The sequence below is a fragment of the Nonomuraea sp. PA05 genome (assembly GCF_008086045.1).
GTDB classification, from domain to species: Bacteria; Actinomycetota; Actinomycetes; order Streptosporangiales; family Streptosporangiaceae; genus Nonomuraea; species Nonomuraea monospora.
In genome coordinates, this window is record NZ_VSEY01000015.1 from 26,499 (window position 1) to 51,829 (window position 25,331).

23 protein-coding genes are annotated in these 25,331 nt (G+C 72.3%); 7 read left to right on the forward strand and 16 right to left on the reverse strand.

Annotation, left to right across the window (positions count from 1 at the left end; translation table 11 throughout):
• Positions 1–27: 27 nt before the first annotated feature.
• From FXF51_RS23565 to FXF51_RS23575, 3 genes are read left to right on the forward strand one after another with little or no spacing between them, the layout of a single operon-like run.
• Positions 28–1,062, forward strand: coding sequence for a FecCD family ABC transporter permease (locus FXF51_RS23565; protein WP_148436800.1), 1,035 nt, complete (start codon positions 28–30; stop codon positions 1,060–1,062).
• On the forward strand, positions 1,059–2,096 hold the full coding sequence (locus tag FXF51_RS23570; RefSeq protein ID WP_262379785.1) for a FecCD family ABC transporter permease: 1,038 nt from the start codon (positions 1,059–1,061) through the stop codon (positions 2,094–2,096). Before FXF51_RS23565 ends, FXF51_RS23570 begins: the two co-directional genes overlap by 4 nt.
• Complete coding sequence (locus tag FXF51_RS23575) at positions 2,093–2,890, forward strand: ABC transporter ATP-binding protein (protein WP_187414538.1); 798 nt, start codon at positions 2,093–2,095, stop codon at positions 2,888–2,890. The genes FXF51_RS23570 and FXF51_RS23575 overlap by 4 nt, the downstream gene beginning before the upstream one ends.
• Before the next feature lie 48 nt (positions 2,891–2,938).
• Here the strand turns inward: FXF51_RS23575 and FXF51_RS23580 are convergent, their stop codons facing one another.
• The 6 genes from FXF51_RS23580 to FXF51_RS23605 form a co-directional block, all read right to left on the reverse strand.
• Positions 2,939–4,663, reverse strand: coding sequence for a tetratricopeptide repeat protein (locus FXF51_RS23580; protein WP_148436802.1), 1,725 nt, complete (start codon positions 4,661–4,663; stop codon positions 2,939–2,941).
• Positions 4,664–5,175: 512 nt separating this feature from the next.
• The gene (gene ftsY, locus FXF51_RS23585; protein WP_148436804.1) at positions 5,176–6,354 is read right to left on the reverse strand and encodes a signal recognition particle-docking protein FtsY; all 1,179 of its coding nucleotides are present in this window, start codon (positions 6,352–6,354) and stop codon (positions 5,176–5,178) included.
• Between the two features lie 88 nt (positions 6,355–6,442).
• Positions 6,443–10,129 (reverse strand): chromosome segregation protein SMC, encoded by a 3,687-nt coding sequence (gene smc / locus FXF51_RS23590; protein WP_148436805.1) that lies wholly within the window; start codon positions 10,127–10,129, stop codon positions 6,443–6,445.
• A gap of 173 nt (positions 10,130–10,302) precedes the next feature.
• Complete coding sequence (locus tag FXF51_RS23595) at positions 10,303–10,497, reverse strand: hypothetical protein (RefSeq protein ID WP_043618321.1); 195 nt, start codon at positions 10,495–10,497, stop codon at positions 10,303–10,305.
• Between the two features lie 190 nt (positions 10,498–10,687).
• Positions 10,688–10,978 carry an acylphosphatase gene (locus tag FXF51_RS23600; protein WP_148436806.1) on the reverse strand — a complete coding sequence of 97 codons (291 nt, stop codon included), beginning with the start codon at positions 10,976–10,978 and terminating at the stop codon, positions 10,688–10,690.
• 11 nt (positions 10,979–10,989) lie between these two features.
• A complete protein-coding gene (locus FXF51_RS23605) occupies positions 10,990–11,886 on the reverse strand; it encodes a LysR family transcriptional regulator (RefSeq protein ID WP_148436808.1) in 897 nt (298 codons plus the stop codon).
• A 95-nt stretch (positions 11,887–11,981) separates the two neighbouring features.
• On the opposite strand from FXF51_RS23605, the gene FXF51_RS23610 reads away from it, so the two are divergent.
• Entirely contained in the window at positions 11,982–13,193 is a 1,212-nt protein-coding gene (locus FXF51_RS23610; RefSeq protein WP_148436810.1) for an MFS transporter, read from the forward strand.
• Between the two features lie 54 nt (positions 13,194–13,247).
• Here the strand turns inward: FXF51_RS23610 and mutM are convergent, their stop codons facing one another.
• From mutM to FXF51_RS23650, 8 genes are all read right to left on the reverse strand, one after another.
• Positions 13,248–14,093, reverse strand: coding sequence for a bifunctional DNA-formamidopyrimidine glycosylase/DNA-(apurinic or apyrimidinic site) lyase (gene mutM, locus FXF51_RS23615; RefSeq protein ID WP_148436813.1), 846 nt, complete (start codon positions 14,091–14,093; stop codon positions 13,248–13,250).
• A gap of 81 nt (positions 14,094–14,174) precedes the next feature.
• Positions 14,175–14,894: a ribonuclease III gene (gene rnc, locus FXF51_RS23620; RefSeq protein ID WP_148437019.1), complete on the reverse strand. Its 720-nt coding sequence runs from the start codon at positions 14,892–14,894 to the stop codon at positions 14,175–14,177.
• 216 nt (positions 14,895–15,110) lie between these two features.
• The gene (gene rpmF / locus FXF51_RS23625) at positions 15,111–15,290 is read right to left on the reverse strand and encodes a 50S ribosomal protein L32 (protein ID WP_033409409.1); all 180 of its coding nucleotides are present in this window, start codon (positions 15,288–15,290) and stop codon (positions 15,111–15,113) included.
• 1 nt (position 15,291) lies between these two features.
• Positions 15,292–15,861, reverse strand: a complete 570-nt coding sequence (locus FXF51_RS23630; protein WP_148436815.1) for a YceD family protein — start codon at positions 15,859–15,861, stop codon at positions 15,292–15,294.
• Positions 15,862–15,915: 54 nt separating this feature from the next.
• Positions 15,916–16,392 carry a pantetheine-phosphate adenylyltransferase gene (gene coaD, locus FXF51_RS23635; protein WP_148436817.1) on the reverse strand — a complete coding sequence of 159 codons (477 nt, stop codon included), beginning with the start codon at positions 16,390–16,392 and terminating at the stop codon, positions 15,916–15,918.
• Between the two features lie 14 nt (positions 16,393–16,406).
• Positions 16,407–16,973: a 16S rRNA (guanine(966)-N(2))-methyltransferase RsmD gene (rsmD, locus tag FXF51_RS23640; RefSeq protein ID WP_148436819.1), complete on the reverse strand. Its 567-nt coding sequence runs from the start codon at positions 16,971–16,973 to the stop codon at positions 16,407–16,409.
• Positions 16,974–17,229: 256 nt separating this feature from the next.
• Positions 17,230–19,407, reverse strand: a complete 2,178-nt coding sequence (gene recG, locus FXF51_RS23645) for an ATP-dependent DNA helicase RecG (protein ID WP_148436821.1) — start codon at positions 19,405–19,407, stop codon at positions 17,230–17,232.
• A gap of 78 nt (positions 19,408–19,485) precedes the next feature.
• Positions 19,486–21,030, reverse strand: a complete 1,545-nt coding sequence (locus FXF51_RS23650) for a DAK2 domain-containing protein (protein WP_148436822.1) — start codon at positions 21,028–21,030, stop codon at positions 19,486–19,488.
• 199 nt (positions 21,031–21,229) lie between these two features.
• On the opposite strand from FXF51_RS23650, the gene rpmB reads away from it, so the two are divergent.
• Positions 21,230–21,415 carry a 50S ribosomal protein L28 gene (rpmB, locus tag FXF51_RS23655; RefSeq protein WP_043618345.1) on the forward strand — a complete coding sequence of 62 codons (186 nt, stop codon included), beginning with the start codon at positions 21,230–21,232 and terminating at the stop codon, positions 21,413–21,415.
• 265 nt (positions 21,416–21,680) lie between these two features.
• On the opposite strand, the gene FXF51_RS23660 is transcribed toward rpmB, so the two are convergent.
• Both FXF51_RS23660 and FXF51_RS23665 read right to left on the reverse strand, forming a co-directional pair.
• Complete coding sequence (locus FXF51_RS23660) at positions 21,681–23,363, reverse strand: hypothetical protein (RefSeq protein WP_148436824.1); 1,683 nt, start codon at positions 23,361–23,363, stop codon at positions 21,681–21,683.
• A 266-nt stretch (positions 23,364–23,629) separates the two neighbouring features.
• The gene (locus FXF51_RS23665) at positions 23,630–24,577 is read right to left on the reverse strand and encodes a thiamine-phosphate kinase (protein WP_148437020.1); all 948 of its coding nucleotides are present in this window, start codon (positions 24,575–24,577) and stop codon (positions 23,630–23,632) included.
• A gap of 68 nt (positions 24,578–24,645) precedes the next feature.
• Here FXF51_RS23665 and FXF51_RS23670 point away from each other — a divergent pair, with 68 nt between their 5' ends.
• Both FXF51_RS23670 and FXF51_RS23675 read left to right on the forward strand, forming a co-directional pair.
• On the forward strand, positions 24,646–24,879 hold the full coding sequence (locus tag FXF51_RS23670; protein ID WP_148436826.1) for an Lrp/AsnC family transcriptional regulator: 234 nt from the start codon (positions 24,646–24,648) through the stop codon (positions 24,877–24,879).
• A 13-nt stretch (positions 24,880–24,892) separates the two neighbouring features.
• Entirely contained in the window at positions 24,893–25,324 is a 432-nt protein-coding gene (locus FXF51_RS23675) for a DUF3515 family protein (RefSeq protein ID WP_148436828.1), read from the forward strand.
• Positions 25,325–25,331: the final 7 nt, after the last annotated feature.

Here is a 25,331-nt window from a genome sequence, read left to right on the forward strand (position 1 = left end):
AACATGTGAGAGCTGAGGAGGACCTGGGTGAGCGCAGTCGCCGTCGCCCCCCGCCTCCACGGCCTCCGCCGGCGCCGCGTCACCGTCCTGCTCGCCCTGCTCGCCTCCGTGGCGGTCGCGGTGGTGCTGAGCATCACGATCGGCTCCAAGTCCGTGCCGCTCGCCGACGCCTGGCACGCGCTCACCGCCCCGACCGGCACCGAGAACGACATCGTCATCCGCTCCCTGCGCCTGCCCAGGACCGCGCTCGGGGTCCTGGCCGGGGTCGCGTTAGGCGTGGCCGGCGCGCTCATGCAGGGCCACACGCGCAACCCGCTCGCCGACCCGGGCCTGCTCGGCGTCACGCAGGGAGCGGCGTTCGCGATGGTGTCCTCGATCGTCCTGCTCGGCGCCTCCAGCCTGCTGACCTACATCTGGTACGGCCTGGCGGGCGCGCTGATCGCCAGCGTGGCCGTGTTCGCGCTGGGCATGACCGGCGGGAAGGGCAGCCCCACCCCGGTCACCCTGGCGCTCGCGGGCACCGCCGTCAGCGCCCTGCTCCACGCCCTGACCTCGACCGTCGTGCTGCTGGACGAGCAGGCGATGGACGTCTTCCGCTTCTGGCAGGCCGGCTCGATCGCCTCCAGGGGCGGCGACGTGGCCTGGCAGGTGCTCCCGTTCGTCCTGGCCGGGCTGGTGCTCGCGCTGGTGAACGCACCCGGCCTGAACGCGCTCTCCCTCGGCGAGGACGTGGCCCGCGGCCTCGGCCAGAACGTCTCCAGGACCAGGGCCGTCGGCGTGGCCGCCGTCACGCTGCTGTCCGGCGCGGCCGTCGCCGCCTGCGGCTCGCTCGCGTTCGTCGGGCTCATCGTGCCGCACCTGGCCCGCCCCCTGTCGGGCACCGACCACCGGTGGCTGCTGCCGTTCTCCGGGCTGATCGGCGCGGCGCTGCTGCTGATCGCCGACGTCGTCGGCCGCGTCGTCGCCCCGCCGGGCGAGCTGGAGGTAGGCGTGGTGCTCGCGCTGCTCGGCGCCCCCTTCTTCGTCGCCCTGGTCCGCCGCAGAAAGCCCGTACGCCTGTGACGACCCTACGGATCCACGCCGTGTCCTGGCGGGTACGGCCACGCGGTGTCACGCTCACCCTGACGGGACTCGTCCTGCTCGCCCTGCTCATGACGCTGAACATGCGCATCGGCGACATCGGGCTGACGCTCCCCGAGGTGATCTCCGGCACCTTCGACGTCAACAGCGCCGCCCACTTCGTCATCATGGAGCTGCGCCTGCCCCGCGCGCTCACCGGCGCCCTGGTCGGGGCCGCGCTCGCGCTGTCGGGCGCGATCATCCAGTCGATCGCCCGCAACCCGCTGGCCAGCCCCGAGATCCTCGGCGTCACCACCGGCGCCTCCGTCACCGTGGTCGCCGGCCTCGTGGCGGGCGGCACCGCGTACGGCACCGTCACCGGCCTGCTGGCCACCCTCGGCGTCCCGCTGCTCGCCCTGCTCGGCGGCCTGCTCGGCGCCGCCATCGTGTACGGCCTGGCGTGGCGGCGCGGCCTGGACGGCTACCGCCTGGTGCTGGTCGGCATCGGCGTGGCCGCCGTGTTCACCAACGTCAAGTTCTGGCTGCTGACCGTCGGCGACGTCAACGACACCGCCCGCGCCATGGTCTGGATCAGCGGCTCGCTCAACGGGCGCGGCTGGGAGCACGTGACGCCCACGGCGCTGGCCCTGGCCGTGCTGGTGCCGCTGACCCTGCTCGGCACCCGCTCCCTCGACGCCCTGCGCTTCGGCGACGACACAGTCACCGGGCTCGGCGTCCGCGTGAACCTGGCGCGCGCCCTGCTCATCCTAGCCGCCGTGCTGCTGGCCGCCGTGGCCACCGCCTCGGCCGGGCCGATCGCGTTCGTCGCCCTGGCCTCGCCGCAGATCGCGCTGCGCCTGGTCCGCTCGGACCGGCCGCCGCTGCTCTGCTCGGCGGTCGTCGGCGCCGTCCTCACCACGGCCGCCGACCTGATCGCCAGGACCGTGTTCTCCCCCATCGAGCTGCCCGTCGGCATCGTCACCGCCGTGCTGGGCGCCCCGTACCTGATCCACCTGATCTGGAGGTCGCGAAAGTGAGACTGCAGGCCGCCGGCGTCAAGCTCGGGTACGGCGACCGCGTCATCGTGGACGGCCTCGACCTCGGCATCGAGGCCGGCACGGTGACCACCATCATCGGCCCGAACGGCTGCGGCAAATCCACGCTGCTGCGCGCGCTCGGCAGGCTGCTCAAGCCGCAGGGCGGTGAGGTGCTGCTGGACGGCAAGCGCATCGACCGGATCCCCACCCGCGAGGTCGCCAAGGTCCTCGGCGTGCTCCCGCAGGCGCCCTCCGCCCCCGAGGGCCTGACCGTGGCCGACCTGGTGGCGCGCGGGCGGCATCCGCACCAGACGTGGTACCGGCAGTGGTCCTCCGACGACGAGGGCGCGGTCGCGGCGGCCCTCGACATGACGGGCCTGGCCGACCTGGCGGAACGGCCGCTGGAGGAGCTGTCGGGCGGGCAGCGGCAGCGGGCGTGGATCTCCATGGCGCTGGCCCAGGGCACGGACCTGCTGCTCCTCGACGAGCCGACCACGTTCCTGGACCTGGCGCATCAGGTGGAGGTGCTGGAGCTGGTCCGGCACCTGCACGAGGAGGCCGGGCGCACGGTGGTCATGGTCCTGCACGACCTCAACCTGGCCGCCCGCTACGCCGACCGCCTGGTCGCCATGCGCGCCGGCCGGGTGATCGCGTCCGGCACCCCGCACGAGGTGCTGACGGAGGACCTGCTGCGGGAGGTGTTCGAGCTGGACGCCAAGGTCATCGCCGACCCGGTGGCCGGGACGCCGCTGGTCGTCCCGATCGGCCCCCTCGCCCACCGCAAGGACAACTAGCCCAGGAGGCTTTCGTCCCGCGCCAGGCCAGGAAGTTCTTGTGCCGGGCTAGGTCAGGGGGCCGCCGTCGCGCGGACTGAACAGCGGCTTGCCCTGGGGCGGCCGGTGCAGGGCCCGCTGGACGTCCTCGTCCTCGGGAGCCAGCTCGGCGGCCCTCAGCAGATCCTCGCGCTCCTGCGCCTCCAGCCCCACCGCCCGGTACACCAGCGACCGGTTGTACAGCAGCTCGGCCGTCTCCGCCAGCTTCAGCGCCTGCGTCAGGTCGGCCAGCGCCGCCTCGTGGTCGCCCCGCTCGAACGCCAGCTCCGCCCGCCCCGCCCAGGCCGCCACCAGCTCGGGGTCCAGCTCCAGCGCCTGGTCGAAGGCCATGCGAGCCTCCGGGTAACGCTCCTCGGCCAGCTCCACCTGCCCCAGCACGCACAGCAGGTAGGAGTCGCCCGGCACCAGCGCCAGGCCGCGCTCCACGTCCCGCCTGGCGCTCAGGTAGTCGCCCGCCGCCACGTGCAGCCCGCAGCGGTTCACGTACGCGGGGGCGAACTCCGGGTCCAGCTCCAGCGTGTGGTCCAGGTCGGCGTGCGCCCCCTCCAGGTCGCCGGCGGCGTAACGCACCTCCGACCGGTTGTAGTACGCCTCGGGGAAGGGCGGGCTGAGCCGCATGACCGCCTCGTAGTCGGCCAGCGCCTCCTCGTCGCGGCCCAGCTCGTGCAGCAGGTTGCCCCGGTCGAGGTAGTAGTCGGGGTAGCCGGGGTCGGCCTCGATGGCCCGCGTGTAGTCGGCCAGCGCCGCCTCCCGCAGCCCGGCCACGGCCAGGAGCTGGGCCCGGTTGGCGTGGAGGACGAGCCGATGGATGGGGTGCTCCCGCGCCAGATGCGTCTCGGCCAGCTCGATGGCCTGCCCCACCAGCTCCATGGCGGCGTCGCGGCGGCCCCTGCGCAGCTCGACCAGGGCCTTGCCGTTGAGGTCGAACCCCAGGTGGAAGGCGCGCTCGCGCGGGTCGGGCAGCAGCGAGGTGATCGTGACCGCCTCGTTGATCCAGGCCAGCGCCTGCTCCGGGTCGCGCAGGGCGGCGTCGTGGTGGCGGACGAGGATCATGGCGGTGGCGTAGGCCGCGGTGGCGCGGTGCTTGGGGTCGGTGCTCAGCCGCCTGGCGCGGTCGTACAGCTCGCGGGCCTCGTCCTCGCGCCCGATGGCCTCCAGCGACGCGGCCACCCGCTGCAGCAGCCGCTGCCAGCGCTCGGGATCGTCCTCGAACGCCAGCCCGCGCAGCACCTCCAGGCCCGACTCGGCCATGGCGTGGTGGAAGCCCTCGTCGCGGTAGCGGTCGAAGTCGCCGGGCAGCGGCCCCGCGCTCTGGCGGGACGGCCCCTCCTCGATGGTCAGCAGGCCGGGATCGACCCGGCGCCGCAGCACGGCCACCAGCTCCGCGTCGGTGTGGTCGGCCTCGCCGAGGTTCGCCACGCGCACGGTGAGCGGCCCCGAGCCGCTCAGGCTGTCGCGGACGAACTCCGCCAGCCCGTTCGCGATCCGCAGGCTGCGGCGGGCGCCGGGCACCAGCACCCGCTGTTCCCTGGGCAGGTCGTCGGCCAGCGATCGCCGCCGGGCGGGCACCATGTCACGCAGCCCCGGCGCCGCCGTCCTGATCTCGATGTCGTGCGCGGCGACCAGCTCGGGCCGGCGTCCCAGCTCATCGGGAACCAGGTGCCCGAGCAGCGCCGCGGCCAGCGTGTACGGCCCGCCGATCCGGCGATCCGCGTCGATGAAGATCGTGTCCACGCGGCCCCTCTCCCCACAGCGCGCACACCATTCTGGCTCGCCCGCCCCGGCGCCGTCACCCCGCGCGGAGCGAGCCTGCCGTTCCCCCGCGCCGTCACCCCGCGCGGAGCGAGCCTCCCGTTCCCCTGCGCCGTCAACCCGCGCGGTGCGAGCCTCTGCCTTGCCCCCGCACCCGGCCCAGGCGTTGTGATCCGGCGGGGCCGACGCACCATCGTGGAACGCCGGCCTGCGGGCCAGTCCCGTTTCCGCACGTGCCGCCACCGCGGCCCTCGCCAGGCACGTGCCCGTACGGAACTCGGCGAGCTAGGCGTTGTGCCTCGGTGCTGCTCCGGCGGTCGGCTTCACGGTGCCGGGCTTGTGCACGACGATCTTCTTCATGTGCGGGCCTTCCACGTTCCAACGGGGACCGAACGATCAATGACCGATACATGTCAACACATGGAAAAGTCATCGATCAAGGTTTCATCTGGTAAGGCCTCTTTCACCCGAATTTTGTGCGCGCCCAAAAGCTTCTACTCGCCGAGGATCGCGTCCACGAACACCTCAGGATCGAACGGCGCCAGATCGTCCGGCCCCTCTCCCAGCCCCACCAGCTTCACCGGCACCCCCAGCTCCCGCTGCACCGAGATGACGATGCCGCCCTTCGCGGTGCCGTCCAGCTTGGTCAGCGCGATGCCGGTGATGTTGACCACCTCGGCGAACACCTGCGCCTGCCGCATGCCGTTCTGCCCGGTGGTGGCGTCGAGGACCAGCAGCACCTCGTCGACCGTGGCCTTCTTCTCGATGACCCGCTTGACCTTGCCCAGCTCGTCCATGAGCCCGGTCTTGGTGTGCAGCCGGCCGGCGGTGTCGACGATGACGGTGTCGACCTTCTCCTCGATGCCCTTGGCCACCGCGTCGAACGCCACGGACGCCGGGTCGCCGCCCTCGGGCCCGCGCACCGTGTCGGCGCCCACCCGCTCGCCCCACGTCTGGAGCTGGTCGGCCGCGGCGGCGCGGAAGGTGTCGGCCGCGCCGAGCACCACCTTCTTGCCGTCGCCGATCAGGGAGCGGGCCAGCTTGCCCGTGGTGGTGGTCTTGCCGGTGCCGTTCACGCCCACGACGAGGACCACCGCGGGCCGCTCACCGTGCTTCTGCACGTGCAGCGTACGGTCGAGGTCGGGGTTGACCTGGGCCAGGAGCTGCTCCTTGAGCAGGCCGCGCACTTCCTGCTGGGTGCGGCTGCCCAGCACCTTCACCTTGGTGCGCAGCTCCTCCACCATGACGCGGGTCGGCGCGACGCCCACGTCGGCGGTGATCAGGCTCTCCTCGATCTCGTCCCACACCTCGTCGTCGAGACGGTCGCGGGACAGCAGCTCCAGCAGCCCGCGCCCGAGCGCGTTCTGCGAGCGGGCCAGCCGCGAGCGCAGCCGCACCATCCGGCCCGCGGACGGCGGCGGAACCTCGACCTCGGGCTCGACGACCATCGGCTCGGCGGGCTTGACCGGCGGAGGCGGCAGCGTGGTGGTCGCGCCCTCGGCCTCCTCGCCCGCTCCGGCGGGCCGCTTCTCCTCCTCGGGAAGCACGGGGGCCTCTGGCGGCTTGACCGGCGGGGCCGCCTTGCGACCCGGCCTGAACAGCAGGAAGAGACCGCCGGCCGCCAGCAGGGCGACGACGGCCACGATCACGATGACGCCGAGGTAACCATCCACAAGATGTCAGTTTTCCAGATCGACCACCATGGTCACGCCCAAGGCCACACCGATCAGACGAACTCCCGCACGATCTCGCGCCCGCCGGTCAGGCGGTCTCGCGCTCCCTCAGCCGCTGACTGACGACCTGCGTCACGCCGTCGCCGCGCATCGACACGCCGTACAGCGCGTCCGCGATCTCCATCGTGCGCTTGTTGTGGGTGATCACGATGAGCTGTGAGCTCTGTCTCAGCTCCTCGAACAGCATGAGCAGCCGCTGCGTGTTCGTGTCGTCGAGGGCCGCCTCGACCTCGTCCATCACGTAGAACGGCGACGGCCGCGCCTTGAAGATCGAGATCAGGAACGCCACCGCCGTCAGCGACCGCTCGCCGCCCGACAGCAGCGACAGCCGCTTGACCTTCTTGCCCGGCGGCCTGGCCTCGACCTCGATGCCGGTGGTCAGCATGTCGCCCGGCTCGGTCAGCACCAGCCGGCCGTCGCCCCCGGGGAAGACCCGGCCGAAGATCTGCTCGAACTCGCGGGCCACGTCCTCGTACGCCGAGGCGAACATCTGCTCGACCCGTTCGTCGACCTCCTTGACCACGGTCATCAGGTCGCGCCGGGTCTTCTTGAGGTCTTCGAGCTGGGAGTTGAGGAAGGAGTGCCGCTCCTCCAGGGCCGCGAACTCCTCCAGCGCCAGCGGGTTGACCTTGCCGAGCTGGTTCATCTGCCGCTCGGCCGCCCTGGCGCGCTTCTCCTGCTCCTCGCGCGCGTACGGCACGGGCGGCTCGCCCGGCACCGGCACCTCGGGGCCGTACTCCGCGATCAGCGACTCGGCCTCGACGCCGAACTCCTCCAGCGCCCGCTGCTCCATCTGCTCCAGCCGCAGCCGCTGCTCGGTGCGCGCCACCTCGTTGCCGTGCACCCGGTTGACCAGCTTGTCGAGCTCCTGGCCCAGCTCGCGGACGCGCAGGCGCACCTGCTTCAGCTCGGCGTCCACGGCCACCCTGGTCAGGTCGGCCTCGTCGCGCTCCCCGGAGGCGAGCTGCACGGAGGCCACGAGCGCCTGGAGCACCTGCTTTGCGCCCTTGCTGACGGCCTCGGCCAGCGCGGCCTGCCGCCTGCGCCTGGCGCGCTGAGCGGCAGCCTGGGCGCGTTCCTCGCGCTCCCGCCTGGCCGCCCGCAGCAGGCCGTCGGCGCGGCCCTCGATGCCCTTGACCCGCTCCTCCGCGGTGCGGACCTGCAGCCGGGTGTCCATCTCGCGCTGCCTGGCGGCCTCCACGGCGCTCGCCAGGTCGTCGCGCACGTCGGTGGTGGGCTCGGACTCCAGCTCCTGGGCGTACTCCGCCTCGGCCAGCCGGATCTCCAGCTCCGCCAGCTCCTCCTGGCGCTCCGTGCGGGCCTCCTCCGCCCTGGCCACGCTCCTGGCCAGGCGCTCGGCCTCGTCGCGGGCGGCGTTGGCGGCGGCCTCGATCTGGGCCAGCCGCTTGGCCGCCGCCGCGTTGCGCTGGTCGGCCTCGCGCTGGCGGCCCCTGATCTGGTCGAGTGCGCCCTGCGCCGCGCTCACGCCCGCCTGCGCGGCGGTGACGGCGGTCTGCGCCTCGCTGACGTGCGCCTGGGCGGCCTCCAGCGCCGACTGGGCGGCGTGCTCGGCCTCGATCGCCGTGTCCAGGGCCGTGGCGCTCGCCTCCGCCCTGGCCTCGGCCTCCTCCAGGTCGCTGACGGCCTCGTCGAGCGCGGCCCGCACCTGGAGCACCGACGTGCCGCCCTCCGCGCCGCCGACGGCGAGGTGGGCGCCGACCAGGTCGCCCGCCTCGGTGACCGCCCTGAGGTGCGGGTGACGCTCGGCGACGGCCCTGGCGGTCTCCAGATCGGGTACGAGCACGACGTCGGCCAGCACGTGCTCCAACGCGGGACGCAGATGGTCGGCCACCGTCACCAGGTCGGCCACCCACCGCCCGCCGCCGGGGGCCGCCGCCCGCCCGGCCGCCCCGTCGCCGCCGTACCCGTTGCCCGCCACCAGCAGCGTCGCCTGGCCGGCCCCCTCCGAACGCAGCAGCTCCAGCGCCTCGACGGCGGTATCGAGCGTCTTGACGGCGATGGCCTCGGCGACCGGACCCAGAACGGCCGCGACCGCGGGCTCGGCGCCCGGCGTCACCTGCATCGAGGCCGCCAGCGGCCCCAGCATGCCCGCCAGGTCGGCGGCCAGCACGGCGGCGCCGCCGTCGCCCTTGGCCAGACCCAGCTCCAGGGCGTCGCGGCGGGCGGCGAGGGCGGCGACCGAGCGCTGCGCCTCCTGGTCGGCGGCGCGGGCGGTGCTCACTCCCGACTTGGCGGCCTGGAGCGCGGCGCGCGGCGCGTCGAGGCCGGACTTGGCCTCCTCGGCCGCCGCTCGCGCCTCGTCGGCGACCTGCCTGGCCTCCTCGACCGCGGCCTGCGCGGTGGCCAGCTCCTCGGCCAGCCCCGGGTCCACGGCGGGCTCCTCCAGGCGCTGGGCCTCCAGGTCTTGCCTGGCCTGGCTCTCGCGGGCGCCGGCGTCGGCCACGGCCTGCTGGAGCCGGCCGATCTCCTCCCCGGCGGCGCGGGCGCGGCTGCGTACGGAATCGACCTGGCCGCGCAGCTTGGCCAGGCCCTCGCGGCGGTCGGCGGCGGCCCTGGCGGCCATCGCGAGCCGCTGCTCCTCCGCGCTCAGCTCGGCGTCGGCCTCGGCGCGCCGCTGGACGGCGTCCTCCAGCAGCTCCTGGGCCTGCTCCAGCTCGGCTCTGAGGATGAGCTCCTGCTCCCGCACCTCGGCGGCCTCGCGTTCGAGGTCTTCCGGGTCGCGACCGCGGCGCTCGATGGCGGCGGCGTCGACGGCGTGGCGGTGGCGCTCGGCGGCGAGCTGCTCCAGGCCGGTGATGCGCTCGCGCAGGGAGGACAGCCTGAAGTAGGTCTCCTGGGCGGCGGCCAGGCGCGGCTGGGCCTCGGCCTCCGCGGCCTCCAGCGCGCCCTCGCGCTGCTGCGCCTGCGTCAGCTCGGTCTCCACCTGCTGCCGCCTGGCCGTGATCGCGGCCTCGTCGGCGGCCTCGCGCTCCAGCGTGGCGCGCAGGATGCACACGTCGTCGGCCAGCAGGCGCAGCCGCGCGTCGCGCAGGTCGGCCTGGATGACGGCGGCCTTGCGGGCGATCTCGGCCTGGCGGCCCAGCGGCTTGAGCTGGCGGCGCAGCTCGGTGGCGAGGTCCTGGACGCGGGTCAGGTTGGCCTGCATCGCGTCGAGCTTGCGCAGCGCCTTCTCCTTGCGCTTGCGGTGCTTCAGCACACCGGCGGCCTCCTCGATGAAGGCCCTCCGGTCTTCGGGACCGGCGTGCAGCACGGCGTCGAGCTGGCCCTGCCCGACGATCACGTGCATCTCGCGGCCGATGCCCGAGTCGGACAGCAGCTCCTGGATGTCGAGCAGGCGGCAGGTGTCGCCGTTGATCGCGTACTCGCTCTGCCCCGACCTGAACATCAGTCGGCTGATCGTCACCTCGGTGTAGTCGATCGGCAGCGCGCCGTCGGAGTTGTCGATCGTCAGGGTCACCTCGGCGCGGCCCAGCGGCGGCCGGGAGGAGGTGCCGGCGAAGATGACGTCCTCCATCTTGCCGCCGCGCAGCGACTTGGCGCTGTGCTCGCCCATGACCCAGGCCAGGGCGTCGACGACGTTGGACTTGCCGGAGCCGTTGGGGCCGACGACGCAGGTGATGCCGGGCTCGAAGCGCAGCGCGGTGGCCGAGGCGAAGGACTTGAAGCCGCGCAGGGTGAGGGTCTTCAGATACAAGCGCGACCCCCTTCTCCTGAACGGACCTCGAACAGACCACCTTGAACAGGCTCGGAAAAGCCTACTGGTCTTGACTGCCCCACGCGGGCATCCGCACTCGGGCCAGGAGATTCAGGGAAAATAACAAGGGACGCCTCGGTGAGACGTCCCTGGGTCTTGCGCTCCGATCACTCTCAGGTGAGTGCCGGCTCGCGCTCCTGCACGCGGCTTAGCGCCTCGTCGCGGGTTTGCGCTGCAAGAGCGTCATTCGTGGCCTGAAGTCGGATGAGTTCTGCCTCCAGATCCCGGATACGCTGCTGCAGGCGGCGCATCTCCGAGACCATCCGAGGGTCAGGACCGCCGACGTGGCCGAGTAGAGCCTTCGCCATGGTAAAGGGTCCTCCACGCTGAGTGACCAGACTGGTTCGCGCACTTCTATTCCGCGGGAGGGGTGCGCGTGGTACCTAACAAGAGTCGCACCGGCAGTGTGGGCGGTCAAGTCGAACGAACCGCTGAGCCCTACTGATGGGCACTCCCGACATACAACTATACCCTATTTGGGCGGTTTGACGAAACGGGCTACCTCTCCATGAATCCGCCCAAACTACCTCGGGGTTCGCTCCAGCGTTCCACTACTCCAACCACCCTGCCCGGCGTGTCGCAACCTCTGAGCAGCTCCAGGAGTTTGACGCAGGCCTCGCGCTCCCCCTCCGCGACGACCTCCACCCTGCCGTCATCGGTGTTGCGCGCCCAGCCCACCAGGCCGAGCTCCAGCGCCCGCGCCCGCGTCCACCACCGGAAGCCCACCCCCTGGACCCTGCCACGCACCCAGGCCGTCAACCGGACGTGCTCGCCGCCTTCCCGCGCCACCTCATCCCCTCCTACGCCACCAGCGCCATGGCGGACTCGCGCACCGCCGCCTCGTCGAACGCCCTGATCGCGGCCGTCTCCCTGGCCCGCACCCAGGCCAGGCCCAGGATCGACGGAGGCAGCCCGGTGACGGGCACGAAGCTGAGATCGGGGCGGGCGAGCTGCAGCGCCGTGGGCGTGCAGAACAACATGCCACCCCTGTTGAGCGCCACCTGAGTCAAGCCCTCCTGCGTGGTGGCCACCTTACCGGCGCGGGGAATCGGACGCCCGGAAGGGGTCACGGAGGGTGCCAGCCGCTCGTGCCACGACCGCGGGGCCGGCCCGTCGAGACCGATCAGCGGCACCTCGGCCAGCTCCTCCACCCCCATGCCCGACCGGCCCGCCAGCGGATGCCGCACGGAGACGCCCAGCAGGTGGGAGACGTGGTTCAGCCCCTCGCCCGTCACCAGGTCGGGCTCGTCCACCGGCAGCAGCGTGAACGCCACGTCCACCAGCCCCGCCCGCAGTTTGCTGAAGGGGTCCGACAGCGGGATCTCCACGAGTTCCACCACGCACCCGGGATTGCGCCGCTCGAAGGCCCGCACGCTGCCCGTCACCACGTCCGTCGGCGTGGCCAGGAACCCGACTCTGATCACCCCCGTCACCTCGCGCGCCGCCGCCTTCGCGCTGGTCACGGCCTGCGCCATGCCGTCGTAGGCGGGCCGCAGGTCGGCCAGGAAACGCTCGCCCAGCGGGGTCAGCCGCACCCGCCTGCTCGTCCGGTCGAAGAGCCGGCCGCCGATCCTGGTCTCCAGGGAGCGCAGGAGCTGGCTCACTCGGCCCGGCGACAGGTAGAGCCGCTCCGCCGTACGCGCGAAGTGCAGCTCCTCGCTGAGCACGATGAAGCACTCCAGCTCCCTGAACTCCATGACTCCGCCCTCCGGCTCGATCGTTTAGCCCACCTAACGCAAGCCTTCGGGGTTCGTCATTGTTCCCGCGCGGGGCCGGCAAGAGGCTGGGCCGCATGACTGTGACAGATGTTTCCGTACGGGCGCGCTGGCTCGCCGTGACCTCGGTCGCGGTCGGCACGTTCACCGTGGTGACCAGCGAGATGCTGCCCGTCGGCCTGCTGACCTCGATGGCCGCCGACCTGGGCGTCTCCCCCGGCACGGCCGGCCTGGCCATGTCGGCGCCCGGGCTGGTGGCCGCGGTCGCCGCGCCCGTGCTGGCCGTCGCCGCGCGCCGGGCCGACCGGCGGCTCGTCCTGCTCGGGCTGATGGGGCTGCTGGCGGTGGCCAACCTGGCGGCGGCCGCGGCGCCCTCCCATCCCGTGATGCTGGCCGCCAGGGTGCTGACCGGGGTGAGCATCGGCGGCTTCTGGGCGTTCGCGGCCGCGCTGGGGACGCGGCTGGTGCCGGAACCCGCCGTCGGCCGGGCCACATCGATCATCTTGGGCGGGGTGTCGGTGGCGTCGGTGCTGGGGGTGCCCGCGGCGACGTTCGTCTCGTCGTTCGCGGGGTGGCGCAGCGCGTTCGCCGCGGCGGGGGTGCTGGCCCTGGCGCTGCTCGCGCTACTGGCCGCGTCACTGCCGCCGCTGAAGCCCGAACCTGCGCCGTCCTCCGGTCCTGAGAGGCCTTCACATTCGCGCTCGGGACCCGAGTCGTCACCCGTGCAGGAAAAGCGCTCCTCGTGGCTCTCAGGGCCGCTCAAGCTGGCCCTGGTCCTGACGGCCCTGACCGTCTCCGGCCATTTCGTGGCCTACACCTACGTCCGCCCGTTCCTAGAGGAGATCGCCCAGGCCGGCCCCGCCCTGGTGAGCGCCGCACTCCTGCTGTACGGGCTCGCGGGCGTGGCGGGCAACTTCGCCGCGGGCGCCCGCGCGGCCAGGAACCCCCGGCTGACCCTGATCACGCTGGCCGTGCTGATGGCCGCGGCCATGGTGGCTCTCGTGCTGACCGGCGTGCCCGCCCTGGTCGCGCTGGTGGTCTGGGGGCTGGGCTACGGCGGCGTCGGGGTGACGCTGCAGTTGTGGATCATGCGCTCCGGCGGTGGCGAGTGGGGGACGGCGCTCTTCGTCGGCGCCTTCAACGTCTCCATCGCGCTCGGCTCGTTCGCCGGCGGCCGGATCGCGGACGGGCTGTCGGTCCCGGCGGTCATGTGGGCGGGCGCGGGTCTCACCGCGGTCGCGGCGATCGTGGCCGCCTTGGCTCGTCAGGGCGGGCCCGACGCTCGCTGACGGCGCAGGCCGGGGCCGGCCATGGAGCCGGAGGCGGCGTCACCGCCGCCAGGGTCAGCGTGACCTGCGCTGGCACCGGGGGCAGGAGTACGACGACCGGTTCATGAACGCCTCACGCCTGATGGCGGTGCCGCAGCGGGAGCAGGGCAGGTCACGCCGCCCGTACACCTCCAGCGACCGCTCGAAGTACCCGCTCTCCCCGTTGACGTTCACGTACAGGCTGTCGAACGACGTACCGCCCTGTTGGAGCGCGGCCCCCATGACCGCCCGCACCGCCGTCACCAGCTCGCCCACCTTGGGCCTGGTCAGCGTCTCCGTCGGCCGGGCCCAGTGGAGCCTGGCCATCCACAGCGCCTCGTCGGCGTAGATGTTGCCCACCCCGCTGATCAGCGACTGGTCGAGCAGCGCCCGCTTGATCTCGGTGCGCTTGGCCCTGAGCCGCCGGGTGAACTCGCCCTCGTCGAACGCCGCCTCGAACGGGTCGGGAGCGATGTGCGAGATCGGCTCGGGCACGCCGCCCACGAGCGGGCTGAGCATGACGTGGCCGAACGTGCGCTGGTCCACGAAGCGCAGGTCGGGCCCGCCGTCCTCGAAGCGCAGGCGTACCCGCAGGTGCTTCTCCAGCGGCGAGTCCGGCTCCACGACCAGGAGCTGGCCGCTCATCCCCAGGTGGGCCATGAGCGCCTCACCAGCACCGGAGAGCGGCAGCCACAGGTACTTGCCGCGGCGCTCGGCGGACAGCACCGCGCGGCCCTTGAGCCGGGCGGTGAACTCGTCGGCGCCGGGCACGTGCCGCCTGATCGCGCGGGGGTGCAGCACCTCCGCGGAGGCGATCTCGCGCCCGATCACCCACTGCGCCAGGCCGCGCCTGACGACCTCGACCTCAGGAAGCTCGGGCACCTCGGACCTCTTCCGACTGGGGGTACACAACTCTCACCCTGTGGTCAACGCCCGGCGGCCCCGCGGCCCTTCCCGGGGCGATCAGCCGGCGGGCTGGCTCTCGCGCTGGTCGCGGCGGGCCCTGATGCGGGTCCACGCCGCCTCGGCCGCCTGCTGCTCGGCTTCCTTCTTGCTGCGCCCGGTGCCGGACCCGTACGACTCGCCGCCGACGCGGACCATGGCCGTGAACGACTTGGCGTGGTCGGGACCGCTCTCCTCGACGTGGTACTCGGGCACCCCGAGCGCCTCGGACGCGGTCAGCTCCTGCAGCGAGGTCTTCCAGTCGAGCCCGGCGCCGAGCGAGGCCGAGCGCACGATCAGCGGGTCGAACAGCAGGTGGACGACCCGGAACGCCTCGTCGAGGCCCTTGTCGACGTAGATCGCGCCGATCAGCGCCTCAAGGGTGTCGGCCAGGATGGAGGACTTGTCGCGCCCGCCGGTGCCTTCCTCGCCGCGGCCGAGCCGCAGGAACCGGCCCAGCCCGAGGCCCCTGGCGACGTCGGCCAGCGCCCGCATGTTGACCACGGCGGCGCGCAGCTTCGCGAGCTGGCCTTCCGGCAGGTCAGGGTGGTTGCGGTAGAGGGTGTCGGTGACCACCAGGCCCAGCACCGAGTCGCCGAGGAACTCCAGGCGCTCGTTGGTGGGCAGGCCGCCGTTCTCGTAAGCGTAGGAGCGGTGCGTCAGCGCGCGCTCCAGGATGTCGGGGTCCAGGCCGACCGACAGGACCCGCTCCAGCTCTTCTCTGGCGACCTCCACGGCCACCGGCTTAGGACCTGCGCCCACGTGCTTCCTCCTCGGACATCTTCCTATGGCGCGCCGGCTGCGGAAGATGCCCGAAAACGTGGTGGGCGTCGGGGTAACGCGTTAGCCCCGGCGTCCACCACGGCCGCGGGCGAACCGCCGCCGCACGCATCTGAGACGGTAACGCCGACCGAGGCACTTTGGCACCCGGTCGGCATCACGTCAACTGTTACAGAATCAGGCGGACGGCTCGATGACCTGACGACGGTTGTAGGTGCCGCAGGTGGGGCACGCGATGTGCGGCTGCTTGGGCGAACGGCACTGCGGGCAGCTCACCAGGGCGACAGCAGTCGTCTTCCACTGGGAGCGACGGGCGCGGGTGTTGCTCCGCGACATCTTTCGCTTCGGGACGGCCACGTCACTTCTCCTGATCGTTATCTTTGTCGGTAATCAGACCTTGCAACGACGCCCACCGGGCGTCGATCTTCTCGTGCCGGTGATCGTCGCCGGCCTCGGCCAGCTTGATCCCGCATTCCGTGCAGAGCCCCGCGCAGTCCTCGCGGCACACGGGGCTCAACGGCAGTGCGAGCACCACCGCGTCCCGAAACGTCGGCTCGAGATCGAACAGCTCTCCGTCGAGCAGTGAGTCATCCTCCGAGGCGTCCTCGTCGGAGTAGAAGAAGAGCTCCTGCAGATCGACGTCGATCTCCAAGGAGACCGGGTCGAGGCACCGCGCGCACTCCCCGGCGAGCGGGGCCTGCGCCGTGCCTGAGACGAGCACGCCTTCCATCACTGCTTCGAGCCGGAGATCCAGCTCGACTTCGGCGTCCTTGGGGACACCGATCATGTCGACGCCGAGGTCTGCCGGTGCCGGGAGCGTCAGGGTCATCTGCCTCATCGTCCCCGGCCGCTTACCCAGGTCATGAGTGGAGATCACCCACGGGGAGCGGGGGTCGAGGTGCTGAGTCATCCTGCTCTCGCTAGGCATGGCGAAAACGATCGCCGTCGTACAAGGCCGAAATGAAAGGATAGCAGCTCGCGGTCAGCCCCTGAGCCGCTCGATGAGCAGCTTGTGCACGAGATCTGGCACCAGACCCGAGACATCCCCGCCGTATCGGGCGATCTCCTTCACCCGGGAGGAGGACAGGAACGAGTACTCGGGGTTGGTGGGCATGAAGAGGGTCTCGACCCCCGACAGGCGGTAGTTGAGCTGCGCCATCTGCAGCTCGTAGTCGAAGTCGCTGACCACCCTGATGCCCTTGACGATGGCGGGGATGTCGTTCTGTCTGCAGAAGTCCACGAGCAGGCCGTGGAACTTCTGCACCTTGACGTTCGGGTACTCCTTGGTCACGGTCTGCAGGATCTCGATCCGTTCGTCAACCGTGAACAGGCTGCTCTTCTCGACGTTGATGAGGACTGCCACGGTCACCTCGTCGTACAGCCGTGCGGCACGGCCGATGATGTCGAGATGACCATTGGTGATGGGGTCGAACGACCCCGGGCAGACTACGCGGCGCAAGACGCCTCCCAGGTCTACGGGTTCCCGGCGGCGCGACCGTACCAAACGGACGCTTCGCCATAACGACGGACCCTCTCCTCAACGTAACCTTCCGGCCACATCAAGGGCTTTCCCCTGCTTTCCCTCTCGAACGCCACCAAAGCCTCATCCGCCAGCCAGCCGTTGTCGCGCAGCAGCCCAAGGACCGTCTGCACCTCCTCGTCCCGCACGGCGTACGGCGGATCGGCGAACACGATCTCGAACGGCGCCTCCGGCGGCTTGGCCAGCAGGCGCTCCACCTTGTCGGCCACCACCAGGGCGCCCGGCAGGCCGAGCGAGGCGACGTTCGCCTTGATCGTGCGCACCGCCTTGGGGTCGGACTCGACCAGCACCGCCTCGGCCGCCCCGCGCGACAGGGACTCCAGGCCGATCGCGCCGGAGCCCGCGTACAGGTCGAGGACGCGGGCGTCGCGGAGTCCGTACAGGGAGTCGAGCGTCAAGAAGATCCCTTCTCGTGCCCTGTCGCTGGTCGGTCTCGTACCGCGCCCCGGCGGCACGGCCAACCGCCGCCCACCCGCCACGCCTGCGATGATCCGCGTCATGTGACCCATTGTTCCGCATGTTCGCGCAGGTCAAGAGTGGACAAGTGTCTGCCTCGGATGCGCAAGGGTGATTGGCATCGGGGGGCCTGGCCCGCAAGATGATGACTGCGGCCTTCAAGGTGACCCACGTGAAGGCCGACCGGCGTGATCGTGAGCCCTTCCGCACGCCGGTTCCCTCGGCACCTGACCCGAGGGTGGGCCCAGCCGGGGACGGCATTCGGGGGGAGGCCGTCCCCGCGGCTGGGTTCGGGAGACGTCAGGTCTTCTCCAGGTACTCCGCCCGCTCGTCGGCCAGCAGCCTGTCGATCTCCGCCCGCAGCGCCTCGTGCCGCGTCAGCTCGGGATCCGCTTCCAGCAGGGCCGCCGCCTCCTCACGGGCCGTGCCGATCACGTCCTCGTCCCTGAGCAGCTGCAGCAGCTTCAGCGACGAGCGCTTGCCCGACTGCGCCGCGCCCAGCACGTCGCCCTCCCGCCGCTGCTCCAGGTCCACCCGCGACAGCTCGAAGCCGTCGAGCGTGGCCGCCACCGCGTCGAGACGGGCCCGCGCCGGGGTGCCCTCGGGGAAGTCGGACACCAGGAGGCACAGGCCGGGCAGGCCGCCACGGCCGACCCGGCCGCGAAGCTGGTGGAGCTGGGAGACGCCGAAGCGGTCGGCGTCCATGATGATCATTACGGAGGAGTTGGGCACGTCCACGCCGACCTCGATGACGGTCGTGGCCACCAGGACGTCCAGCTCGCCGCGGGTGAACGAGCGCATGATCGCGTCCTTCTCCTCCGGCGGCAGCTTGCCGTGCAGGGTGGCGACCCGCAGGTCGTGGAAGGGCCCCTCGGTGAGCAGCTCGGCCACGTCCAGCACGGCCAGCGGCGGCCGGCGCTCGTCGTCGGATGCCGCGCCCGCCAGGTCGCCCTCGTCGCCCTCCAGGTCGCCGATGCGCGGGCACACGATGTACGCCTGCCGCCCCAGCGCCACCTCCTCCCTGACCCGCTGCCAGGTGCGCTCCAGGTAGTGGGGCTTCTCGGCGGCGGGCACCACGTGCGTGGTGATCGGCGCCCGGCCCGACGGGAGCTGGGAGAGCGTGGAGACCTCCAGGTCGCCGAAGACGGTCATGGCGACCGTGCGCGGGATCGGGGTGGCCGTCATGACCAGCACGTGCGGCCGGCCGCCGCCCGCCTTCTCGCGCAGCGCGTCACGCTGCTCCACCCCGAACCGGTGCTGCTCGTCCACCACGACCAGCCCCAGATCGGCGTACTGCACGTGCTCCTGCAGCAGCGCGTGCGTGCCGACGACGATGCCCGCCGTGCCCGAGGCCGCGTCGAGCAGCGCCGAGCGGCGGGCGGCGGCGCCCATCGAGCCGGTCAGCAGCGTGACCGCCGTGCCGCCGAACATGCCGCCCTGCGCCAGATCGCCCAGCATGTTCGTGATCGAACGGTGGTGCTGCTGGGCCAGCACCTCCGTGGGCGCCAGCAGGGCCGCCTGGCCGCCCGCGTCCACGACCTGGAGCATCGCCCGCAGCGCCACCACCGTCTTGCCCGCGCCTACCTCGCCCTGCAACAGCCGGTGCATCGGATGCTCGCGCGCCAGGTCGGCGGCGATCTCCTCGCCCACCTGCGCCTGCCCCTCGGTCAGCGAGAACGGCAGCCGCCCGTCGAAGTCGGCCAGCATCCCGTCGGCGCGCCGCGGCCTGGGCCTGGCGGGCCAGGCGGTGGCGGCCTGACGGCGCTGCAGCAGCACGGACTGCAGCACGAACGCCTCGTCGAACTTCAGCCTGTCACGCGCCCGCCCCACCTCCGCGAAGTCCTTCGGCCGGTGGATGGCCACCAGCGCCTCCGCGAGGTCCTGCAACTGGTGGCGGGCCCGCAGGCTCGCGGGCAACGGGTCGTCGAGCGGCCCGAGCGTGTCGAGCACCATGCCGATCGCGCGCCTGATCGCCCACGGCGTCAGATCCTTGCCCGCCGGATAGATCGGCACGGGCGCCGCCGCGAACTCCTCCGCGCTCCCCTCGCTCTCCTCGAACAGCTCGAACTCGGGGTGCGAGAGCTGCCAGCGCGGGTTCGTCCGCGACCCGAACAGCCCCACCTTGCCGGCGAACATCCCGCGCCGCCCCGGCTTGAGCCGCGACTCCGCCACGTGCGAGCCCTTGCCGAAGAACGACAGGTAGATCCGGGCGCCGTTGCCGTCGACCACCTCGGCCTCCAGCCAGGTGCCGCCCCGGTTGCGCATCGGTTTGCGCATCAGCCTGGTCACCTCGCCGACCACGGTGACGTGCTCGTCGACCTCCAGCGCGTCCAGCGAGGTCAGCTCGCCGCGCTCGGCGTAGCGGCGCGGGTAGTGGCGCAGCAGATCGCCGACCGTCTCCAGGCCCAGCACGCTGTGCAGGAGCTTTGCGGTCTTCGGGTCGAGCGCCTTCGTCAGAGGCTCGTCGAAACGGCTCACGGCAATAAGTTCTACCGCTTGAGGCCGACAGGAATCCCCGCCGCGCTCATTCCACGCCGACAGGAGCCCTCGCCGGGGTCACTCCACGCCGATCAGGAGCGGGTAGCCGCCCTGCTCGCCGTCGTACACCACCAGGTCCACGTCCGGCCGCGTCCGCCCGAGGTGTCCCTCCAGGCGGCCCGCCAGCCCCTCCGGCGCCTGCGCGCCCGTCACCAGCGTGACCAGCTCGCCCCCGCCCGCCAGCATGCGATCCACGACCACACCGGCCACCCCCTCGACCGAGTCGCCGATCACCGCCACGTCGCCGTCGATCATGCCGAGCACGTCACCGGGCCCGCACACCCCCGCGCTGGTGAACGCCGCCCTGTCGGCCACCGTCACGTGCCCGTAGCGGGTGTGCCCGGCCGCGTCCGTCATCGCCACCACGTCGTCGTCGAAGCGGCGCAGCGGATCGTGCACGGCCAGCGCCGCCAGCCCCTGCACGGTCGCCTTCGTGGGCAGCACGCTGACCGTCACGCCGTCCTCGCGGGCGATCTGCGCCGCCGCGACCGCCACGGCGCGCACGCCGTCGTCGTTCGGCAGGACCGCCACCTCGCTGCCCGCCTGCCTGATCGCGGCCAGCACTGCGGGCAACGCGGGCCGGGTGCCCGGCGCGCGCCGCACCACGACCGCGCCGCTCTCCTCGAACAGCGCCGCGATCCCGTCACCCGCCGCGACGGCCACCACGCCGCGCCCCGCGCCGCCGCGATGGGCGCTCTCCGCCAGGTACGTGATCCGGATCCGGTGCGGCCTGCCCGCCCTGATCCCCGCCTCGACCGCCGGCCCGGCCTCCGGGACGTGGACGTGCACGTTCCACAGCCCGTCACCGCCGATCACGACCAGCGACTCGCCCATCGCGTCGAGCTCCTCCCGCAGCCCGGCCACCGCGTCGTCGTCGGCCTCCAGCAGGTACATCACCTCGTACCCCGCCCCCACCTCCGTCATCGGCGAGACCCTGTGGGTGGGCGCGGGCACCTCGTGATGTCCGGCCGAGGAGCCGCAGATCACCTCGGCGAGCGTCTCCAGCACGATGGCCGCCCCTGCGCCGCCCGCGTCCACGACGCCGCTGCGGGCCAGCACGTCGAGCTGCTCGGTCGTGCGGCGCAGCGCCGCCCGCGCCTCCCCCGCCGCCTGCCTGGCCACCTCGGGCAGATCTCCCTCGAACTCCTGTACGGCGCGCGCCGCCGACTCCAGCACGCTCAGCACCGTGCCCTCCACCGGCCTGGCCACCGCCTCCCTGGCCAGCACGGACGCCCTGAGCAGCCCGGCCCGCAGATCGGCGCCGTCCTTCAGCACCTCCGCCAGCCCGCGCAACGCCTGGCTGACGATCACCCCCGAGTTGCCGCGCGCCCCCACTAGCGCCCCGTACGAGAGCGTCTGCCACACCACTGCCGCGTCCACGTCATCGGGCAGCGACTCCACCGCCTCGGCGGCGGACAGCATCGTCAGGTGCAGATTGGTGCCCGTGTCGCCGTCGGCCACGGGGAACACGTTGAGCGCGTCGATCTCCGTCCTGGCCTGGCCGAGCGCGTCGGCCGCCAGCCGGGCCCAGCGCCGCACGGCGGGCGGGTCGAGGATCTTCATACGACCTCCTGCCCGGCCAGGATGCGCTACCGTTGTCCGAGGAGAATATCGCCGCCCGGGACCTGAACCAGATGCTCTGGTTCGCGCCCATCGGCGTGGATCAGATATTCTCGTCTGGCTGGCCGGTTGTCCCGGCATGCCCTCCGCCCGGAAAGCATCAGCGGACAGGGCTACATCGACTGTTTTAAGGAGCGATACCGTGGCTTCCGTCTGCGATGTCTGCCGCAAGGGGCCGACCTTCGGCAACAACGTGTCCCACTCGCACCGCCGTACCCGCCGTCGTTGGAACCCCAACATCCAGACGGTTCGCGCGGTCGTGGGCGGCACGCCGAAGAAGCTGAACGTGTGCACGTCGTGCATCAAGGCGGGCAAGGTCACCCGCTAGTTCTTACGTCTCACGAAGGCCCGCCTCTCTCTGAGGGGCGGGCCTTCGTCGTGCCCCTTGGTACGGGGGCCGTGGGCCGGCCTACGGAGGCCAGCGCCTCCGTCCCTCAGCTTGCGCGGCACAGCGCGCGAGGCAGGTGCGGGCAGGCGGCGGCCGGCGCCCGAGGCATGTGCGTGTAGCGGGCGCTCGGGAGCACGCGTGCGGGCAGGCGTCAGCGCCCGGGGGTGCGGTGGGCACCCCTCGGGGACACGGCGCGGGGTGCGCCCTAGCTGACGACGCACTCCCCTTCGACCAGCCCGCAGTTCTGCGCCTCCGAGCCCCTGCCCGTGGCCGTGAACGTGACCTCGACCGAGTCCCCCGCCGCGATCGACGCCTTCAGGTCCAGGATCAGCAGATCGCCGTCCTGCGTCCACTCGGCGCCGTTCACGTTCATGACGCGACCGTCCACGGGAACGGAGACGGTGGGGTTCTGGAGCGCCTGCGGGGAGGTGTTCGACAACGTCAGGTCGGCCGAGTAGGTGGCGATGCGCTGCTTGATCGTCTGCTGCACGTTGACCGAGCTGCCCGCGCCACCGCCGCCCGACGAGCCGAACGTGTCCGACGAGGTGGGCACGGGGGTGCTGCCGCCGGGCGAGCCCGCACCGTTGTCGGTGCTGGAGTCGTCCAGGGTGGAAGCCTCTTCGGTCGGCGTCTCGGAGACGCTCTCCTCGGCCGGCGGGTTCTCCGTCTCGTCCTCGGCGGGCTCCGCCGGCTTCTTCGTCTTGCTCTTGGTCGGTTTGGGCGTCGGCGAGCTGGTCACGCGGGGCGGCGTGCGGACGTTGGAGGAGACGGTCGGCGTCGGGGTCTCGGCGGGCTCGCTCTCCTCGGCGGCCTCCTCCGCGGGCTCGTCCTCGACGGGCGTCTCGGAGTCCTCCTCCGTGGGCGCGGAGGCGGCGGGGCCCGGCTGGCTGCTGGTGGCCTGTACGGCGGCGCAGGTGGCGCCCTCGCACTTGGCCGGGTCGCCCGAGCTCATGAACTTGACGCCGGCCACGGTGCCGCCCAGCACGACGGCCACGGCCGCGACGGACAGCAGGGCCACCCGGCCCTTGCCCGCGCCTGTGGGGGCGGCCAGCACGTCGTCTCCGCCGCCGCGTCCCTGCTTGCGGCGGCCTCTGCGGCCGCGGGGCTCGTCGGCGGGCGGTTCGTCGTCGTTCGACCAGCCGGAGCCGAGGAAGCCCGTCTCTGCGTTCGCCCAGGCCGGGGCCATCGCGGCCGTCGGCTCTCCGGCCACCTTGACGTCGCCCGGCTCGGGCGGGGGGCCGTAGACGGGGCCTGAGGGTGAGTCGAACCTGGCGGTGCGCTCGGGGTCGTCGAAGTGGCGGTCGCCGTCCGCGCCGGCCGCCCACTGCCCGCCGTACGGGCCGGGCGCGTCACCCGGTTGAGGGCCGTTCTCCGGCGCTCCCATGGGGCCGGCGGGGCCGTCGAAGAACGCGGTGCGCTCGGCGGGCGCGTCGAAGAAGCCGGTGCGCTCGGCGGCGGCATCGAGAGGGGTCGGCCGATCGAAGGGGCCGGAGTTCGGTCCGCCGGTCGGCCGGTCGAAGGGGCCGGAGTTCGGTCCGCCGGTCGGCCGGTCGAAGGGGCCGGAGTTCGGTCCGCCGGTCGGCCGGTCGAAGGGGCCGGAGGCCGGTCCTCCCGTCGGCCGGTCGAAGGGGCCGGTCGAGGGGCCGGGGAAGTCGCCGCGTCCCGTGGGCTGGTCCCACTCGGGCGGGCGCGCGAAGGCGCCCGTCGTCTCGAACGGGCCCGCCTCGTCCTCCCTGGGGCCTCTGTGCGGCGGCGGGAAGGCACCCGCGGGGTCGTTGGCAGGGGGGAAGCCGCCTGCGGGGTCGTTGGGCAGCGCGAAGGCCCCGGTGGTCTCGAACGGTTCCGGCTGTGGCCCACGCGGTGGCGGCGCGTCCGTACGCCGCGGCATGGGGGCCCACTGCCCCGTCACCTCCGGTCGGTCCGGCAGCGATGGCCAGCCTGGCGGCTCGGCCTGCTCGTCAGGACCCCAGAAAGCGCTGTCCCCCCGTTCATCCCCGTCGTCGGATCCACCTGTGCCGTGGCGGCCCATGGCTGCCCTTTCTTCCGGTTACAGTGGCCGCCAATCTTCATAACACCTTTACTACGCCGTTGTCACAGCAATCCCACTAGTCGTACCCCAAATACGGAGATTTTCACGTAAATCGGGACAGAGCATCACCCAAAGTGATCCCAGCCGCGATGAGCGATGTCACGGCCCCTGACCAGCACGCCTTCCCCCTCGGCCACCCGGCCGACCACGTGCCACCCGTCCGGCAGCCGCACCTCCGCCGGGAACACCGCGGCCAGAGCGTGATCTTCGCCACCCGCGAGCACCCACTCCAGCGGGTCGGCCCCCAGTTCCTTGGCCGCCGCCGCGACCGCCTCCCCCACGGGGAACGCCTCCGGGTCCAGCTCCACCCGTACGCCGCTGGCCTGCGCGACGTGCCCGAGGTCCTGCAACAGCCCGTCGCTGACGTCCAGCATCGCGGTGGCCCCCGACTCGGCCGCCTGCGGCCCCATCGCGTACGGCGGGCACGGCCTGCGATGCCCGGCCACGGCCTCCGCCAGCAAGCCGGTATCGGCCGGGACGCCCGCCTCCAGCAGCGCCCATCCGGCCGCGGCGTACCCGAGCCGCCCCGCCACCGCCACCACGTGCCCGGGGCGCGCCCCCGAGCGCCGCACGGCGGCCCTGCCGCCGAGGTCGCCCAGCGCCGTCACCCCGAGGACGACCAGGTCGCACCGGGTCACGTCACCGCCGGCCACGCCCGCGCCGACCGTCGCGCACTCGTCGGCGAACCCGTCGGTCAGCGCGTCGAGCCAGCTCACCGGCAGGTCGGCGGGCAGGCCGAGGCCGACCACCAGCGAGGTCGGGGTGGCGCCCATGGCGGCCACGTCGGCGAGGTTCTGGGCGGCGGCCTTGCGGCCCACGTCGTAGCCCGAGGACCAGTCGCGCCGGAAGTGCCGGCCTTCGAGCAGCAGGTCGGTCGAGACGACCACCCGCCCGTCGGGCACGCTGACGATGGCGGCGTCGTCACCCGGGCCGAGCATTACCGCCTCACCCTGGGGCAGACGACTGGTAATGCGATTTACCACACCGAATTCGCCGAGATCTCCGACTGTGATGACGCACCTCCTGACGGACACAGGGTACGGTGGGCGTTCGGCGTGATCCAATCGCCCGGGAGGACGTGATGGTGCAGGCCTACATCCTTATCCAGACCGAGGTCGGCAAGGCCGCCGCCGTGGCCCGCGAGATCTCCGGGATTCCGGGGGTCACGCAAGCGGAGGACGTGACGGGGCCTTACGACGTGATCGTTCGTGCGGAAGCGAGAAACGTCGATGAGCTGGGCAAGCTCGTCGTGGCACAGATTCAGGCGGTGACGGGAATCACGCGTACGCTGACGTGTCCGATCGTCCACATCTGAAGGTAGTCGTCGCATGCGTGCCGCCGCCGTCCTGCTCGTTCTCCTAGCACTCGCCGGTTGCGGCGGCACCGTACAGGTCGAACCGCCCGCCCCTCAGGGCGAGGCGGTCGCGGCCTGCGACAAACTGACCACTCTGCTTCCCAAGACCCTCGACGGCGACGAGCGCGGCACGTCCACGCCCGAGTCGCCGTACGTGGCCGTGTGGGGCTCGGGAGCCATCGCGTTGCGCTGCGGCGTGCCCCGGCCGGCCAGGATGGCGCCCACCGACACGCTCCAGGAGATCGGGGGCGTCGGCTGGTTCGCCGACCCCGACAAACCCGCGCTGTTCACGGCCGTGACCGACGTCGCCTACGTGGAGGTCACGGTCGGCGGCGAGCACGTGGCCGCCGAGGTGCTGGCCGACCTGTCGAAGCCGGTCGCCCAGATCTCACCGCGAGCAAGCTGAACGGGTC

Bases quoted from the DNA above. Each gene is read 5' to 3' on its own strand.
- FXF51_RS23605 (WP_148436808.1), bottom strand. From the start codon at position 11,886: ATGGAGTTCAGGGAGCTGGAGTGCTTCATCGTGCTCAGCGAGGAGCTG.
- FXF51_RS23595 (WP_043618321.1), bottom strand. From the start codon at position 10,497: ATGGCGAAGGCTCTACTCGGCCACGTCGGCGGTCCTGACCCTCGGATG.
- rsmD (WP_148436819.1), bottom strand. From the start codon at position 16,973: ATGACGCGGATCATCGCAGGCGTGGCGGGTGGGCGGCGGTTGGCCGTG.
- FXF51_RS23670 (WP_148436826.1), top strand. From the start codon at position 24,646: ATGGTGCAGGCCTACATCCTTATCCAGACCGAGGTCGGCAAGGCCGCC.
- FXF51_RS23650 (WP_148436822.1), bottom strand. From the start codon at position 21,030: ATGAAGATCCTCGACCCGCCCGCCGTGCGGCGCTGGGCCCGGCTGGCG.
- FXF51_RS23630 (WP_148436815.1), bottom strand. From the start codon at position 15,861: ATGCCTAGCGAGAGCAGGATGACTCAGCACCTCGACCCCCGCTCCCCG.
- FXF51_RS23675 (WP_148436828.1), top strand. From the start codon at position 24,893: ATGCGTGCCGCCGCCGTCCTGCTCGTTCTCCTAGCACTCGCCGGTTGC.
- FXF51_RS23660 (WP_148436824.1), bottom strand. From the start codon at position 23,363: ATGCCGCGGCGTACGGACGCGCCGCCACCGCGTGGGCCACAGCCGGAA.
- FXF51_RS23610 (WP_148436810.1), top strand. From the start codon at position 11,982: ATGACTGTGACAGATGTTTCCGTACGGGCGCGCTGGCTCGCCGTGACC.